General features: G+C 71.6%; 15 protein-coding genes. 14 read left to right on the top strand and 1 reads right to left on the bottom strand.

Annotation, left to right across the window (positions count from 1 at the left end; translation table 11 throughout):
• From folK to panC, 4 genes are read left to right on the top strand one after another with little or no spacing between them, the layout of a single operon-like run.
• Complete coding sequence (gene folK / locus J2W21_RS02745) at positions 1-546, top strand: 2-amino-4-hydroxy-6-hydroxymethyldihydropteridine diphosphokinase (protein WP_307112959.1); 546 nt, start codon at positions 1-3, stop codon at positions 544-546.
• Positions 543-1,046 (top strand): DUF3180 domain-containing protein, encoded by a 504-nt coding sequence (locus J2W21_RS02740; RefSeq protein WP_307112958.1) that lies wholly within the window; start codon positions 543-545, stop codon positions 1,044-1,046. Before folK ends, J2W21_RS02740 begins: the two co-directional genes overlap by 4 nt.
• A complete protein-coding gene (locus J2W21_RS02735; protein ID WP_307112957.1) occupies positions 1,039-1,995 on the top strand; it encodes a Rossmann-like and DUF2520 domain-containing protein in 957 nt (318 codons plus the stop codon). Before J2W21_RS02740 ends, J2W21_RS02735 begins: the two co-directional genes overlap by 8 nt.
• Positions 1,995-2,921: a pantoate--beta-alanine ligase gene (panC, locus tag J2W21_RS02730; protein ID WP_307112956.1), complete on the top strand. Its 927-nt coding sequence runs from the start codon at positions 1,995-1,997 to the stop codon at positions 2,919-2,921. Before J2W21_RS02735 ends, panC begins: the two co-directional genes overlap by 1 nt.
• Positions 2,922-2,930: 9 nt before the next feature.
• On the opposite strand, the gene J2W21_RS02725 is transcribed toward panC, so the two are convergent.
• Positions 2,931-3,779, bottom strand: coding sequence for an alpha/beta fold hydrolase (locus tag J2W21_RS02725; RefSeq protein ID WP_307112955.1), 849 nt, complete (start codon positions 3,777-3,779; stop codon positions 2,931-2,933).
• Between the two features lie 164 nt (positions 3,780-3,943).
• Between J2W21_RS02725 and lysS the strand changes: the two genes are divergently transcribed.
• The 10 genes from lysS (at position 3,944) to J2W21_RS02675 (ending at position 15,482) form a co-directional block, all read left to right on the top strand.
• Positions 3,944-5,398, top strand: coding sequence for a lysine--tRNA ligase (gene lysS / locus J2W21_RS02720; protein ID WP_307113013.1), 1,455 nt, complete (start codon positions 3,944-3,946; stop codon positions 5,396-5,398).
• Complete coding sequence (locus J2W21_RS02715) at positions 5,398-5,544, top strand: hypothetical protein (RefSeq protein WP_307006897.1); 147 nt, start codon at positions 5,398-5,400, stop codon at positions 5,542-5,544. The genes lysS and J2W21_RS02715 overlap by 1 nt, the downstream gene beginning before the upstream one ends.
• A 147-nt stretch (positions 5,545-5,691) precedes the next feature.
• Positions 5,692-6,030, top strand: coding sequence for a histone-like nucleoid-structuring protein Lsr2 (locus J2W21_RS02710; protein WP_307112954.1), 339 nt, complete (start codon positions 5,692-5,694; stop codon positions 6,028-6,030).
• 340 nt (positions 6,031-6,370) lie between these two features.
• Positions 6,371-8,890: an ATP-dependent Clp protease ATP-binding subunit gene (locus J2W21_RS02705; protein WP_307112953.1), complete on the top strand. Its 2,520-nt coding sequence runs from the start codon at positions 6,371-6,373 to the stop codon at positions 8,888-8,890.
• 215 nt (positions 8,891-9,105) lie between these two features.
• Positions 9,106-10,437, top strand: a complete 1,332-nt coding sequence (locus J2W21_RS02700; protein WP_307112952.1) for an FAD-binding oxidoreductase — start codon at positions 9,106-9,108, stop codon at positions 10,435-10,437.
• A gap of 98 nt (positions 10,438-10,535) precedes the next feature.
• Entirely contained in the window at positions 10,536-10,802 is a 267-nt protein-coding gene (locus J2W21_RS02695; protein ID WP_307112951.1) for a hypothetical protein, read from the top strand.
• Positions 10,803-10,956: 154 nt separating this feature from the next.
• Complete coding sequence (gene dhaK / locus J2W21_RS02690; RefSeq protein WP_307112950.1) at positions 10,957-11,958, top strand: dihydroxyacetone kinase subunit DhaK; 1,002 nt, start codon at positions 10,957-10,959, stop codon at positions 11,956-11,958.
• A complete protein-coding gene (dhaL, locus tag J2W21_RS02685) occupies positions 11,958-12,593 on the top strand; it encodes a dihydroxyacetone kinase subunit DhaL (RefSeq protein WP_307112949.1) in 636 nt (211 codons plus the stop codon). Before dhaK ends, dhaL begins: the two co-directional genes overlap by 1 nt.
• On the top strand, positions 12,590-13,264 hold the full coding sequence (gene dhaM / locus J2W21_RS02680; protein ID WP_307112948.1) for a dihydroxyacetone kinase phosphoryl donor subunit DhaM: 675 nt from the start codon (positions 12,590-12,592) through the stop codon (positions 13,262-13,264). Before dhaL ends, dhaM begins: the two co-directional genes overlap by 4 nt.
• Before the next feature lie 100 nt (positions 13,265-13,364).
• Positions 13,365-15,482: a S9 family peptidase gene (locus J2W21_RS02675; protein WP_307113012.1), complete on the top strand. Its 2,118-nt coding sequence runs from the start codon at positions 13,365-13,367 to the stop codon at positions 15,480-15,482.
• The last annotated feature ends 17 nt before the right edge of the window (positions 15,483-15,499 follow it).

Genomic DNA, 15,499 nt, shown 5'->3' with positions numbered 1-15,499 from the left:
ATGGAGACGGGGCACCACGGCTGGGTCCGATCGGTCCTGGCGCTCGGCAGCAACCTCGGGGCGAGGGCGGAGACCCTGGCCGAGGCCGTCGCCGACCTCGTCGACCGGCCCGAGGTGCGCCTCGTCGACGTCTCGCCCGTGGTCCAGACCAAGCCCGTCGGAGGCCCCGAGGGACAGCCCGACTTCCTGAACATGGTCGTGATCATCGAGACCACACTGGGCCCGTACGAGCTGCTCGAGCACTGCCATGCGGTGGAGGCCAAGCACCACCGCACGCGCGAGGTGCGGTGGGGCCCGCGCACCCTCGACGTCGACATCATCACCTACGGCGACCTGCAGCTCGACGATCCGGACCTCACGATCCCGCACCCGCGGGCAGCCGAGCGGGCCTTCGTCCTCTTCCCGTGGCTCGTCATCGAGCCGCTCGCCGTCCTCGAGGGCCATCCGATCGTCGAGCTGCTCGAGTTCTGCGCCGATGCCGACGGCGTCGAGGGCTATGACATGCTGACCGATGGAGGAAGCCCGACCGGAGGGGGAAACCAGTGAAGCCGCTCAAGCCGTGGGTCCTCGTGCTGGTGGCCATCATCGTGGGCCTCCTGGGTGTCGCCGCGAACGCGTTCGCTATGCGCAGTTCCGCGCCCACGCCCGTGCTCCCCGTCAGCGCCCTCGGCTCGATGGCCGTGATCGCGGTCGTGACGCTGGGCCTCGGCATCAGGGTGCTCCGCTGGCGCACCGGCCACCGCGCCCGCATGCTCGACCCGATCTTCGCCGCGCGGACCCTCGTCCTCGCCCACGCGTGCGCCTACGCGGGCGCCGTCCTCCTGGGCTGGCACGGGGGTGTGATCGCGGACCAGATCCCGCTGCTCGCCTCGCGTGCAGGGACGCCCGCCGTCGAGACCGCCCTCCTGTTGATCGGGGGCAGCGTGATCATGGTCGCCATCGGCTTCATCGTCGAGCGCTTCTGCCGCATCCCGCCCGAGGAGGGCGACGACGAAGGCCTCTCCGAGGGCGGCCGTACCCCGGACACCGAGGGCGGCCTTGCCTAGCTCCGCGCCCCAGCAGCCGTCCCGCCCCGGCCGGCTCGGCGTCGGCGTGATCGGCGCCGGCAAGGTGGGCGCGGTCCTCGGGGCCGCGCTCCGCTCAGCCCAGCATGCCCTTGTCGGCGTCTCGGCGGTGTCCGAGGAGAGCCGCGAGCGGGCCGAGCTGCTCCTGCCGGGCGTCCCCGTCCTCGAGGTCCCTGACATCGTCGAGCGCTCCGAGCTCGTGCTGCTGGCCGTGCCCGACGACGCGCTGGGGCCGCTCGTGGAAGGCCTCGCCAAGCTCGGGGCCTGGCAGCCCGGCCAGCTCGTGGCCCACACGTCCGGCCGCCACGGCGTGGGCATCCTCGCCCCGGTGCGCACGGCCGGGGCGATCCCGCTCGCCATCCATCCCGCGATGACCTTCACCGGGATGTCCCTCGACCTTGCTCGCCTGACGGACTGCTGCTTCGGCGTCACCGCGGACCCGGCGATGCTGCCCATCGCGCAGGCGCTCGTGGTCGAGATGGGGGCCGAGCCTGTGGTGGTCGCGGAAGGAGACCGGGCCGCCTACCACGCCGCGCTCGCGCACGGATCGAACCACCTCGTCACCCTCGCCTCCCAGGCGGCGGAGATCCTGGGCAGGATCGGCGTGCCGGACCCCGGAGCAGTCCTCGGCCCCCTCCTGCGCGCCTCGCTCGACAACGCGCTCTCGGCCGGCGAGTCCGCCCTGACCGGGCCCGTGGCCCGCGGGGACGTGGGCACCGTCGCCGCCCACATCGGCGCCCTGAGCGAGCTCGCGTCCGATTCCGACGGCGGTGGCGGGGGCGCCGATATCCTTGAGGCGTACCGGGCCATGGCCCACGCGACCGCCGTCCGCGCGGAGCGCAGGGGCCGGCTCGCCGCCTCGGCCCGCGCGGCCATCGAGAAGGCGCTGGAGGGCACGGAGCCCGACGACGAGACACGAGAGGACCTCTGATGCCCGCTGAGCCCGTTCCGGCGATCGAGATCGTCCGCACCCGCGCAGAGCTCCAGCCGGCCATTGCACGCCACCTCGCGGCGAAGCGCGGGCCCGGCACCCCGGCCCTCGGGCTCGTGCCGACCATGGGCGCCCTGCATGCGGGCCACCGGGCCCTCGCGGAAGCCGCAGCCGCCGAGAACGATGTCGTGGTCGCGAGCGTGTTCGTCAATCCCCTCCAGTTCGGCGACGCCACGGACCTGGAACGCTATCCCCGCACCCTCGATGCCGACGCCGCGCTGCTGGCAGAGGCCGGGGTGGACCTCGTCTTCGCCCCGGATGTCGAGGAGATGTACCCGGGTGGGGAGCCCGAGGTGCGGGTCGTCGCGGGCCCGCTCGCGCAGAAGTGGGAGGGAGCCTCCCGCCCGGGACACTTCGACGGGGTGTGCACCGTGGTGTCGAAGCTCCTCCACCTGGCGATGCCGGGCGGGTTCGACGGCGCACGGGCCGCCTACCGCGCCTACTTCGGACAGAAGGACGCCCAGCAGGTCGCCGTCGTGCGGCGCATGGTCCGGGACCTGGACTTCCCTGTGGAGGTCGTCGCGGTGCCGATCGTGCGCGACGCGGACGGCCTGGCCCTCTCGAGCCGCAACCGCTTCCTGTCAGAGGAGGAGCGCGACGCCGCGCTCGTCCTCTCGCGGGCCCTGAAGCTCCTCGAGGACCGGGCAAGCGCGCACGAGCCGCTCAATCCCGACGACGCCGAGGCACTCGTCCGGTCCCAGCCCCTCGTGGAGCTGGACTACCTCGACGTCGTGGATCCCAACACGCTCGAACCGCTCGCGTTCGCCTGCCGGGAGACCCCGTTCACGGGCGAGGCGCTCGCGATCGTCGCGGCCGCCGTCGGCCCCGTGCGCCTCATCGACAATATGCCACTGCGCGCCCGCTGACGCGCCGGCTCAGCTGGCGAAGAACTCCGCGAGCCGATCGACGAGCGGCTTCGCGGCGCGGGTCGGGGCGTCGTGCGCGAGCTTGGGCAGGATCGCGATGTCCGAGGCCGGCAGCACGCCGTCGAGCTTCTGGGCCGCTTCGGCGAAGTACTCGGGGCTCGCGCCGCCCACGAGGAAGAGCGTCTCGAGGGGCAGCTCGTCGAAGCCCTTGGCCTCGGCGTCGGCTGCGACGACCGCCCGGATCTCGGCGGGACCGGTCGGAAGGAGCCTCGAGAGCTCCTTCCCGAGCGGTGTCCGGCTGCCGATCCGGTTGAGCACGGTGAGGATCGGCAGGGGGAGCTTGGAGATCGGCCCGGCCGTCTGCAGCCCGCGCAGGAGCACGGCGAGGGCCTTCTCCTCGTCCTTGGCCCGCAGCGCCTCCTCGAACTCCGGCATCCAGGCGGCCTTGATGCTGCCCTCGAAGGAGATGATGGGGTCGTAGACGGCGATCTGCCCGATCTGCAGCTCGCGTCCGGCGTGCAGCGCGATGCACCCGCCGTAGTTGTGGCCGAACACGGCGTCGCTGCCGGTGTGGGCGAGGACGGCGGCCAGGTCCGAGATCTCGGTGGCCAGCGAGTAGTCCGCCGGCTGCGGGGAGGAGGCGCCGCGGCCCCGGCGGTTGTACACGTGGACGGGCACGTGGAGCTCCTCGGCGAGGCGGACCGCGAGGTCCTTGTACAGCTCGGCGGTCACCATCGATCCGTGGACGACGACGACGCCTCCCCGTGCGGTCATCCCGCCTTCGGGGGCGGTGAAGAGCTCGAGGGAAGCGCCGTCCTTGGTGGCCACGGTGGACGAGGTCAGCTGCAGTACACCCATGCACAGAGCCTAGCCGCTATCGCCGCAGCAGCCCCATCCACCACAGGGCGTGCGCGCCCGCCCGAGGGCCCCGCCGGAGCTCACAGGCGGCTGGCCTAGAATTGAATGCTGTGACTGCACAGAACCCCGCACCCGAGGCCCGGCCCGCCGACACCAGCGAGCAGATGCACATCCGCCGGGACAAGCGGGAGAAGCTCCTCGCGAACGGTGAGGCGCCCTACCCGGTCAAGCTGCCGCGCACGCATTCGCTCGCCGAGGTCCGCACGAAGTACCCGGAGCTCGAGCCGGACACCGCCACGGGGGAGACGGTCGGCGTCGCCGGCCGCGTCGTGTTCATCCGGAACACGGGCAAGCTGTGCTTCGCCACCCTGCAGGAAGGCGACGGCACGCGCCTGCAGGCCATGCTCAGCCTCGCGAACGTGGGCGAGCAGCGACTCGCGGACTGGAAGGCCCTCGTCGACCTCGGCGACCACGTCTTCGTCCGCGGCGAGGTCATCTCCTCCCGGCGCGGCGAGCTCTCCGTCATGGTCGAGTCCTGGCAGATGGCCTCGAAGGCCCTGCGCCCGCTGCCGACCCTGCACGCCGGCCTGAACGAGGAGACGCGCGTCCGCCAGCGCTACGTGGACCTCCTGGTCCGCGAGGAGGCGCGCCAGATGGTGTACACGCGCTCCAGGATCACCAAGAGCGTGCGCGACACCCTCGACTCCCACGGCTACGTCGAGGTCGAGACGCCCATGCTCAACCTCGTCCACGGCGGCGCGACGGCCCGCCCGTTCGCGACCCACCTGAACGCCTTCGACCAGGACATGACCCTGCGCATCGCCACCGAGCTGTACCTCAAGCGGGCTGTGGTCGGGGGGATCGAGCGCGTCTACGAGATCGGGCGCGTGTTCCGCAACGAGGGCGTCGACTCGACCCACAGCCCCGAGTTCACCACGCTCGAGTGCTACGAGGCGTACGCCGACCAGTTCACGATGGCGGAGCGCATGAAGGAGATCATCCTCAACGTCGCCGACGTCATGGGCACGCGCCGGATCGAGACGCCGGAGGGCACGATCGACCTGGACGGCGAGTGGAAGTGGATCGGCGTGTACCCGGGCCTGTCCGAGGCCGTCGGCGAGGAGATCACCCCTGACACCCCGCTCGAGCGGCTCCTCGAGATCGGCGACGCGCACGGCGTCAAGACGGACCCGCTGTGGACCCAGGAGAAGGCCGTGATCGAGCTGTTCGGCGAGATCGTCGAGCCGACCCTGCTGAACCCGACGTTCGTCTACGACTACCCGCCCTCCGCCCAGCCGCTGGCCCGGCCCCACCGGGAGGACCCGCGCCTCATCGAGGCGTGGGACCTCATCATCGGCGGAATGGAGCGTGGCACCGCGTTCTCCGAGCTCATCGACCCCGTGGTCCAGCGCGAGCGGCTCACCGAGCAGTCACGGCTGGCCGCCGAGGGCGACGACGAGGCCATGGCCCTCGACGAGGACTTCCTCCGCGCCCTCGAGTACGGTGCCCCGCCCATGGGCGGGATCGGGCTCGGGATCGACCGCCTGGTCATGCTGTTCACCCAGGCGGGTATTCGCGAAACAATCCTCTTCCCCCTTCTGAAGCCAGAGGCCAACTGATGGATTACGTCCTTGCCCTGCTCCCGCCGGTGGTGGTCGGGCTCATTTTCTGGTTCGCCATGCGCGCAATCTTCAATGCGGACAAGTCTGAGCGCGAGGCGCTCGCCCGTGCCGAACGCGAATCGCAGGAGCGTGCCGAGAATTGACGCACGCGAGTCCTTTTGACTCGCAGCCTTTTGTGCCTTCATACTGTAATTGCTCAGCCGATCCGGCGCCTCAGGGGCCCCCGACGCTGATTGCTTGAACTCACATTTGCTGAGTCCCCCCGGCGATGACAGAGAAGAGAGCCCAAGATGGCACAGAAGGTCCAGATCATCCTCGAGGATGACATCGACGGCGGCAAGGCTGACGAGACCGTCCGCTTCAGCCTCGATGGGTCGAATTACGAAATCGACCTCTCCTCGGCCAACGCCGAGAAGCTGCGCAGCGCGCTGGCACAGTACATCTCGGCAGGCCGCAAGGCGGCGGCACGCACTGGCGCCGCCCCGAAGGCCCGTGCGGCCTCCTCGGGGTCCCGCAATTCGGACTCCGCGAAGATCCGGCAGTGGGCCCGTGACAACGGGTACAACGTGAATGCCCGCGGGCGGATTCAGCAGGAGATCCAGGAGGCCTATCGCCAGGCCAACGGCTGATCCCTTCCGGATATTCAGAGAAGGCCCATGAAGAGGGCCAACGGGAATTCCCGGTGCATCGCACCGGGAATTCCTGTTTTCGGGCGCATAACCACCATTTGGAATGCCTATTCCAATGCTCGTGCCGCGGTCCGAGAAGGACGGGGTTCACGACGAGCGCGGCGGATCAGGATGTCGGCAGTGACTGCGCTCCTGGCAGGGGCCATGCTAGGAGCGCCTGCTCATGGGCCCACCCGGCAGTGGGACGTTCACCCTGTGGCGAACAGCCCTACCGGCAGGGCCACCGGCACGTAGCATCGAACTACGCAGTGCACCCAAGCTAAACCGGGGAGTCCGAGCAATGTTCGAGAGATTCACAGACCGCGCCCGCCGCGTGGTGGTGCTGGCCCAAGAAGAGGCCCGCATGCTCAACCACAACTACATCGGGACCGAGCACATCCTCCTGGGGCTGATCCACGAGGGCGAAGGGGTCGCGGCCAAGGCTCTCGAGTCCCTCAGCATCTCGCTCGACGGCGTCCGCGAGCAGGTGCAGGAGATCATCGGCCAGGGCCAGCAGGCCCCGAGCGGGCACATCCCGTTCACGCCGCGTGCCAAGAAGGTCCTCGAGCTGTCGCTCCGCGAGGCGCTCCAGCTCGGCCACAACTACATCGGCACCGAGCACATCCTCCTCGGCCTCATCCGCGAGGGCGAGGGCGTCGCCGCCCAGGTGCTGGTCAAGCTCGGCGCCGACCTCAACCGCGTGCGCCAGCAGGTGATCCAGCTCCTGTCCGGTTACCAGGGCAAGGAGACGGCTGCCACCGGCTCGAGCTCGGGCCAGCCCGAGGGCACACCCGCTGGCTCTGTGGTCCTGGACCAGTTCGGCCGCAACCTGACCCAGGCCGCGCGCGAGAACAAGCTGGACCCGGTGATCGGGCGCGAGCACGAGATGGAACGCGTCATGCAGGTCCTCTCGCGCCGCACCAAGAACAACCCCGTCCTCATCGGCGAGCCCGGCGTCGGCAAGACCGCCGTCGTCGAGGGCCTTGCCCAGGCGATCGTGCGCGGCGACGTGCCGGAGACGATCAAGGACAAGCAGCTCTACACCCTCGACCTCGGCTCCCTCGTGGCCGGCTCCCGCTACCGCGGCGACTTCGAGGAGCGCCTGAAGAAGGTCCTCAAGGAGATCCGCACCCGCGGCGACATCATCCTGTTCATCGACGAGATCCACACCCTCGTCGGGGCGGGCGCCGCGGAGGGCGCGATCGACGCCGCGAGCATCCTCAAGCCGATGCTCGCGCGCGGCGAGCTGCAGACCATCGGTGCGACCACGCTGGACGAGTACCGCAAGCACATCGAGAAGGACGCAGCGCTCGAGCGCCGCTTCCAGCCGATCCAGGTCTCCGAGCCGTCCGTCGCGCTTGCGATCGAGATCCTCAAGGGCCTTCGGGACCGCTACGAGGCGCACCACCGGGTGACCATCACCGACGGGGCCCTCGCCGCGGCGGCCAACCTCGCCGAGCGCTACATCTCCGACCGGTTCCTGCCGGACAAGGCGATCGACCTGATCGACGAGGCCGGCGCGCGCCTGCGCATCCGCCGGATGACGGCGCCGCCGGAGCTCAAGGCCCTGGACGAGCGCATCGCCGGGCTCAAGCTCGAGAAGGAGTCCGCGATCGACGCGCAGGACTTCGAGGGCGCCGCGTCGCTGCGCGACAAGGAGCAGAAGCTCATCGCCGAGCGGGCCGAGCGTGAGCGCGCCTGGAAGTCGGGCGACATGGACGGCGTGGCTGAGGTGGACGAGGACCTGATCGCCGAGGTCCTCGCGAACTCGACGGGCATCCCGGTGTTCAAGCTCACCGAGGAGGAGTCGACCCGCCTGCTCCACATGGAGGAGGAGCTGCACCGGCGCGTGGTGGGCCAGGACGACGCCATCAAGGCGCTCTCCCGCTCGATCCGACGCACGCGTGCGGGCCTGAAGGATCCGAAGCGTCCCGGCGGGTCGTTCATCTTCGCCGGCCCGACCGGCGTCGGCAAGACCGAGCTCGCCAAGGCGCTCGCCGAGTTCCTCTTCGGCGAGGAGGACGCGCTCATCACGCTGGACATGTCCGAGTTCTCCGAGAAGCACACCGTCTCGCGGCTCTTCGGTGCCCCTCCCGGGTACGTGGGCTACGAGGAGGGCGGCCAGCTCACCGAGAAGGTCCGCCGCCGCCCGTTCTCCGTGGTGCTGTTCGACGAGGTGGAGAAGGCCCACGCGGACCTGTTCAACTCGCTCCTGCAGATCCTCGAGGACGGCCGCCTCACGGACTCCCAGGGCCGCGTGGTGGACTTCAAGAACACTGTGATCATCATGACCACGAACCTCGGCTCGCGGGACATCTCCAAGGGCGTCATGACGGGCTTCCAGTCCGGCACGGACACCAAGACCGGGTACGAGCGGATGAAGGCCCGCGTGACGGAGGAGCTCAAGCAGCACTTCCGGCCCGAGTTCCTCAACCGCGTCGACGACGTCGTGGTGTTCCCGCAGCTGACGCAGGAGGAGATCATCGAGATCGTCGACCTCATGGTCGTCCGCCTCGAGAAGCGCCTCAAGGACAAGGACATGGGCATCGAGCTCACCCAGGCCGCCAAGGTCCTGCTCGCCACGCGCGGCTACGACCCGGCGATGGGTGCCCGCCCGCTGCGCCGCACGATCCAGTCCGAGATCGAGGACCAGCTGTCGGAGAAGATCCTCTTCGGCGACCTCTCCGCGGGTGACATCGTGGTGGTCGACGTCGAGGGCGAGGGTGACGCGGCGAAGTTCACCTTCACCGGCACCCCGCGCCCGGAGGTCCCCGAGGTCGTCTCCCTGGGCAAGGGCGGCGGCAAGGAGCTCGGCGCCTAGCGACCGGTCCTGACGGTCGGCCCGCGAGGCCGGATCCGATGGACGACGGCGGCCCCCCACCTCCTCGAGGTGGGGGGCCGTTCCGCGTCTCCGGGCAAGCCGGGCAGGGTCCCGGCGATCGAATAAATCCAATCGCTAGACAAACCCTCATCCCGCGCGTAACGTCTTTCGTGGTCTCGGAAACCATCGCCCCCGATTTCCACCAGAGAGACACCATGACCATCCAGCTCGACTTCATCACCCTGCAGGACCTCGTGCGCGGTGAGGTGCTCGACCCGCGCGATCCGCGCTTCGCCGACGAGGCCGAGGCCTTCAACGCGGCCGTGACGCACCGGCCCGACGTCGTGGTCGCGGCCGCCGACGCCGCGGATGTGGTCGCCACCGTGCGCTGGGCATCGCTGAACTCGGTGAAGGTGGCCGTCCAGGCCACCGGCCACGGCGCAGAGCGAGGAATCCCGGGCGGTGTGCTGGTCAGCACCAAGCACCTGCGCTCGGTCTCGGTCGATCCCGCGGCGCGGACGGCCACCGTGGGAGCCGGCGCCCGCTGGCGCGAGGTCATCGACGCCGCCGCGGAGCACGGCCTCGCGCCGCTCAACGGCTCGAGCTCGGACGTGGGCGTCGTCGGCTACACGCTAGGCGGCGGCCTCCCGGTCCTGGGCCGCACCTACGGCTTCGCGGCCGATTCGGTCCTCAGCCTCGACATCGTGACGCTCGACGGCGATGCGCGCACGGTGAGCCGCACCCAGGAGCCCGAGCTGTTCGATCTCCTGTGCGGCGGCGGCCCCGGCCTCGCCGTCGTCACCGGCATGACCTTCCGCCTGTACCCCGTGGCCCTCGTCTACGGCGGCGCGCTCGTGTTCGAGGGCCGCCACGCGGAGGACGTGCTGCGGGCCTTCGCGGCCTGGGCGCCCACGCTTTCCGACGCCTCCAACTCGGCCATCCGCTTCCTCCGCGCCCCGGATTCGCCGGAGGTGCCGCGGGAGCTGGCGGGCAGGCTCACCGTCCACGTGAACTTCGCCCATGTGGGCCGCGGCGGTGAGCGTGCGCTCGCACCCATGCGGGCTGCGGCCCCGGTGCTGCTGGACCTCGTCGACGACCTGCCCTACGCCGAGGTCGACCGGGTCTACTCCGACCCCGACCAGCCGATGCCGTTCCTCGCCGGCGGTGCGGGTGTCGTGGACCTCGACGAGGCAGCCATCCGGGCCGTCCTCGCCGTCGCCGGGCCGGACGCCGAGTGCATCCTTCCGCTCGTCGACTTCCGGCTCCTCGGCGGCGCCATGACGTCCGACGACGCGCGCACGGCGTCGGCGCACGGCCTCGCCTACGCGCTGCACGTGGTGGGGGTCCTCGCGCCCCCGATCGCCGAGGCGGTCCCGGGCGCCATCGCGGACATCCTGGCCGCCATGGCACCCTTCGGCAACGGCCGCTGCCCGAGGAACTTCCTCGGCGACCGCAGCGACCTCACGCCGGCATGGTCCGCCACGGTCGCGGCGCGGCTCGCGGCCGCCCGCGCAGAGCTCGACCCCGAGGGCCTGCTCGTCCGCTGAGCCGGGGCGGAGGCACCCACGGGTCTGTTTCGCCGCGGCCGGCAGGGGGCAGTGTCCCGGCGACCGGAAGACACGCACCAGGGCAAGAGGAGGACTCGATGAGCAGCCAGAACCCGGAGAAGCCGGAGACCACAGAGACCGGCGGGGGCGGCGGATACGGCGAGCCGAGCCCGGAGCAGGAGCTGGGCCAGAAGCCGGGCGAGCAGGCCAGCCACGCCCAGCAGGGAAAGCCGTCCCAGGGCGGCGAGGAAGGGCAGGAGGGCAGGCCGGATCAGGCGACGGCCTCGGAGGAACGCGCCGGAGAGCAGCAGGATCCCGTCACCGGCGAGAGCCTCCGTCCCGGCCAGGCCGAAAGCCCCGGCTGATCCTTCCCCTCCCCGAGTGGCACGCAGGGACGGCGCCCCCCGCACGGAAGGTGCGCAGGGCGCCGTCGTGCGCACTGTCCAAAGCACGCCAGCGGGCGGTACGCTCCGAAGCACACCCGGGACACCGTGCGAAAACCGTGCGAAGGAGCGCGCCATGAAGAAGCTCATCAACGATCCGCAGAAGGTGGTCGACGAATCGGTGGAGGGCTTCGGCCTGGCCCACGCGGACCTCGTCGCCGTCCACACCGATCCGATCTTCATCAGCCGGGCAGGCGGTGCCGTGCAGGGCAAGGTCGGGCTCGTCTCCGGTGGCGGCAGCGGCCACGAGCCGCTCCACGGCGGCTACGTGGGCCGCGGGATGCTCGATGCCGCGGTCCCCGGTGCGGTCTTCACGTCGCCCACCCCCGATGCGATCATCCCGGCGACCCAGGCCGCGGACGGCGGGGCCGGCGTCGTGCACATCGTGAAGAACTACACGGGTGACGTCCTCAACTTCGAGACCGCGGGCGAGATGTGCGCCGCCGAGGGCATCGAGGTCCGCACCGTGCTCGTCAACGACGACGTGGCGGTCGAGGACTCCCTCTACACGGCAGGGCGGCGCGGCGTGGCCGGCACGGTCCTGGTGGAGAAGATCGCCGGTGCGGCGGCGGAGCGCGGGGACTCGCTCGACGCCGTTGAGGCCGTGGGCAACCGGGTCGTGGCCAACGTGCGCTCGATGGGGCTCGCCCTCACCCCGTGCACCGTCCCCCACGCGGGCAAGCCGAGCTTCGAGCTGGCCGAGGACGAGATCGAGATCGGGATCGGCATCCACGGCGAGCCGGGACGCCACCGCGTGGGCCTCGAACCCGCCGACGCGCTCACCGAGCACCTGCTCACCCCCGTGGTCGAGGACCTCGGGATCGGCTCGGGCGAGAAGGCGCTCCTGTTCGTCAACGGCATGGGCGGCACCCCGCTGTCCGAGCTGTACATCGTGTACCGCCGGGCCGCGCAGCTGCTGGCCGACCGGGGCATCACGATCGAGCGGAGCCTCGTGGGCAACTACATCACCTCGCTCGAGATGCAGGGCTGCTCCGTCACCGTCCTGCGGCTCGACGACGAGCTCACGGAGCTCTGGGACGCTCCGGTGCACACACCCGCCCTGCGGTGGGGGGCCTGATGCCGGCACTGGACGCGGCCTGGGCCGAGCGGTGGCTGCGCGAGAGCGCGCGGGTCGTCGCCGAGCACCGCGAGGAGCTGATCGACCTCGACCGCGCGATCGGGGACGGCGACCACGGCGAGAACATGGACCGGGGCTTCAGGGCCATCGTCGCCAAGCTCGACGAGGAGACGCCGGACTCCGTCGCTGCCGCGCTCAAGCTGGCGGCGATGATGCTCATGAGCAAGGTGGGCGGGGCCGCCGGGCCGCTCTACGGCACGGCCTACCTGCGCGCCTCGACGGCGGTCAGCGGGGCGGACGCCCTCGACGGGCCCGCCGTCGCCGCCATGCTCACGGCCGGCAGGGACGGGATCGTGGCCCGCGGCAAGGCCGAGTCCGGGGACAAGACCATGGTGGACGCCTGGACCCCGGCCGCCGAGGCCGCCCAGGACGCAGGGGACGGCGTGGCCGCCCTGTCCGCCGCCGCGGACGCCGCCGAGGCCGGTGCCCAGGCCACCAAGCCCCTCGTGGCCCGGAAGGGCCGGGCCAGCTATCTGGGCGAGCGCAGCGCTGGCCATCTCGACCCGGGGGCCGTCTCGAGCGCCTACATCCTGCGCGCCGCGGTCACGGCCGCCACGAGCGGGGACATGGCGTGACGCCGGTCGGACTGCTCATCGTCTCCCACAGCGCGCGCCTGGCCGAGGGCGTGGTCGAGGTCGCCGCCCAGATGGCCGCCGGGGTTCCCCTCGTCGCGGCAGGCGGGACGGACGACGGCGGGGTGGGCACCTCGTTCGAGAAGGTGATGGACGGCATCGGGGCCGCCGACACGGGGGAGGGGGTCGTGGTCCTGACCGACCTCGGCTCCGCCGTGATGACGGCCGAGTCCGTGCTCGAATTCCTCGACGAGGAGCAGCGCGCCAAGGTCCGGATCGCCGACGCGGCCCTCGTGGAGGGCGCGGTCGCCGCCGCTGTGGCGTCGAAGGCGGGCGCGGGCCTGGACGGCGTGACCCGCGCGGCGGAGGAGGCCGTCCGCGGCGCCGAGGCCGAGGAGGCACCCGAGCTCGCGGAGCCCACCGAATCGGCCGTCCTCACGCTGAAGAATCGGCTGGGCCTGCACGCCCGGCCCGCCGCGGTCCTCGCGGGTCGGCTGTCCGCGTTCGACGCGGCGGTGACCGTCAACGGCGTCGACGGCCAGTCCGTCATGGCGCTCATGGCGCTCGGGGCGGGTCAGGGCGAGCAGCTCGTCGTCGAGACGTCCGGGCCCGAGGCCGCGCAGGCGCTCGCGTTCGTCCGAGAGCAGGTCGAGGCCGGGTTCGGCGAGCACTGAGGTGTGAAAGGACTGTTTCACCAAGAGTGAACGGCCCTGTGCTTCACGCCACATCCCGGGTTGAATCGGAGGCATGACTGCCGAGACCGCCGCCGCCACCATGGCCGGCACCACGCCCGCGTCCGCAGAGCCCGCCACCCGGCCCGAGACGCCGTTCCACGACCTCGACCACTACGTGGCCATGCCCCGCCTCTCGGGGCTGGCCCTCAGCCCCGACGGCGCCCGCCTCGTCACCACCGTGGCGACGCTCAACGGCAAGGGCACCGAGTACGGCTCCGCCCTGTGGGAGATCGACCCCGCCGGCCAGGCACCCGCGCGCCGCATCACCCGCAGCGCCAAGGGGGAGGCCGGGGCCGCGTTCGCCGCGAACGGGGACCTCTACTTCACCTCGGCCCGGCCGGACCCTGACAAGCCCGACGAGGAGCCGGTCAACGCGCTCTGGCTGCTGCCGCACGCCGGCGGGGAGGCGAGGGTCGCGCTCAGCCGCGCGGGCGGCGTCGAGCGCGTCATCACGGCCCAGAAGGCCGACGCCACCTTCGTCCAGGCGTCCGTCCTGGCGGGGAGCACCGACGAGGCTGACGACGAGGCGCGCCGCAAGGGCCGCAAGGAGGCCAAGGTCGCGGCGATCCTGCACTCCTCCTACCCGGTGCGCTTCTGGGACTCCGACCTCGGGCCCGCCCAGCCGCGGCTGTTCGCCGTCGAGCGCTCGGCGGCCGAGCCCGAGCCCGGCAAGCCCACGACGGTGGACGCGGAGCCCGCGCTCGAGCTCCGCAACCTCACGGCCGACATCGGCCCGGCGCTCCGCTTCGGCGAGGCGCACGCGAGCCCCGACGGCCGCACCATCTACGCCTCCGTCTCCAAGCCCCTCGCGAAGGGCGACCTCCGCAGCGAACTCGTCGCGATCGACGTCGCCTCCGGCACGCGCCGCACCCTCCTGTCCGAGGACCGCATGGACTACACCGCCGGCCCGGTGAGCCCGGACGGGCGGACCGTCGCCGTGGTCGTCGAGCCGCACACGACGCCGACCAGCGCCTACCGCTGCGAAGTGCACCTCCTCGACGTCGAGACCGGGCAGCTCCGCCGGCTCGCACCCGCGTGGGACCGCATGCCGCACCCCGAGGCGTGGCTTCCGGACGGCTCCGCGCTGCTCGTCACCGCCGACGACGCCGGCCGCTCGCCCGTGTTCCGCCTCGACCCCGCGAGCGGGGAGGCCACCGCGGTGACGCAGGACGACGCGGCCTACACCGACGTCCTCGTCTCCCCGGACGGGGCGGCCGCGTACGCCCTGCGCAGTTCCTACCTCTTCCCGCCCGAGGCCGTGCGGATCGACCTCGCCACCGGCGAGACCACGCGGCTGGGCAACCCGGTGGAACGGCCGGAGGTCCCCGGCCGCCTCGAGGAGGTCACCGCGACCGCCGAGGACGGGACCCCGCTGCGCGCGTGGCTCGCCCTGCCGGCCGCGCCGGAGGGGAAGCAGTCCCCCGAGGGCGGGAAGCACCCCCTCCTCCTGTGGATCCACGGCGGCCCGATCGGCTCGTGGAATGCCTGGACGTGGCGGTGGAACCCGTGGCTCCTCGCGGCCCAGGGCTACGCCGTGCTGCTGCCGGACCCGGCCCTCTCCACCGGCTACGGCCAGCACTTCATCGACCGCGGCTGGGGCCGGTGGGGCGCCGAGCCCTACACCGACCTCATGGCCGTCACTGACGCGGCCCTCCAGCGCGGCGACCTCGACCCCGAGCGCACGGCGGCGATGGGCGGCTCCTTCGGCGGGTACATGGCCAACTGGGTGGCCGGCCACACGGACCGCTTCCGGGCGATCGTGACGCACGCGAGCCTGTGGGCCCTCGACGCCTTCGGCCCGACCACCGACATGGCCCTGTACTGGGCCAAGGAGATGGACGAGGCCATGATGCAGGCCAACTCCCCGCACCACTCGGTCGGCGAGATCCGCACCCCCATGCTCGTGATCCACGGTGACAAGGACTACCGCGTGCCGATCGGCGAGGGCCTGCGCCTGTGGTGGGAGCTCCTCTCCGCCTCGCAGCTCGCGGCCGACGACGAGGGCAGGACCCCGCACCGGTTCCTGTACTTCCCCGACGAGAACCACTGGATCCTGCAGCCCCAGCACGCCAAGGTCTGGTACGGCGTGGTGTCCGCCTTCCTCGCCGAGCACCTCCTGGGCGAGGAGCGCCAGCTGCCGAAGGAGCTCGGCCTCTAGCAGCGGTCCCGCCCGGC

This window comes from Sinomonas atrocyanea, assembly GCF_030811715.1.
Classification (GTDB): Bacteria; Actinomycetota; Actinomycetes; order Actinomycetales; family Micrococcaceae; genus Sinomonas; species Sinomonas atrocyanea_A.
Note: the sequence above shows the minus strand (reverse complement) of the source record. Positions and strands in the feature narration are given on the sequence as shown.

Coding starts and splice junctions, on each gene's coding strand:
- lysS (WP_307113013.1), top strand. CDS start 3,944: ATGCACATCCGCCGGGACAAGCGGGAGAAGCTCCTCGCGAACGGTGAG.
- dhaL (WP_307112949.1), top strand. CDS start 11,958: ATGCCGGCACTGGACGCGGCCTGGGCCGAGCGGTGGCTGCGCGAGAGC.
- J2W21_RS02705 (WP_307112953.1), top strand. CDS start 6,371: ATGTTCGAGAGATTCACAGACCGCGCCCGCCGCGTGGTGGTGCTGGCC.
- panC (WP_307112956.1), top strand. CDS start 1,995: ATGCCCGCTGAGCCCGTTCCGGCGATCGAGATCGTCCGCACCCGCGCA.
- J2W21_RS02715 (WP_307006897.1), top strand. CDS start 5,398: ATGGATTACGTCCTTGCCCTGCTCCCGCCGGTGGTGGTCGGGCTCATT.
- J2W21_RS02710 (WP_307112954.1), top strand. CDS start 5,692: ATGGCACAGAAGGTCCAGATCATCCTCGAGGATGACATCGACGGCGGC.
- J2W21_RS02695 (WP_307112951.1), top strand. CDS start 10,536: ATGAGCAGCCAGAACCCGGAGAAGCCGGAGACCACAGAGACCGGCGGG.
- J2W21_RS02675 (WP_307113012.1), top strand. CDS start 13,365: ATGGCCGGCACCACGCCCGCGTCCGCAGAGCCCGCCACCCGGCCCGAG.
- J2W21_RS02725 (WP_307112955.1), bottom strand. CDS start 3,779: ATGGGTGTACTGCAGCTGACCTCGTCCACCGTGGCCACCAAGGACGGC.
- J2W21_RS02700 (WP_307112952.1), top strand. CDS start 9,106: ATGACCATCCAGCTCGACTTCATCACCCTGCAGGACCTCGTGCGCGGT.
- dhaK (WP_307112950.1), top strand. CDS start 10,957: ATGAAGAAGCTCATCAACGATCCGCAGAAGGTGGTCGACGAATCGGTG.
- folK (WP_307112959.1), top strand. CDS start 1: ATGGAGACGGGGCACCACGGCTGGGTCCGATCGGTCCTGGCGCTCGGC.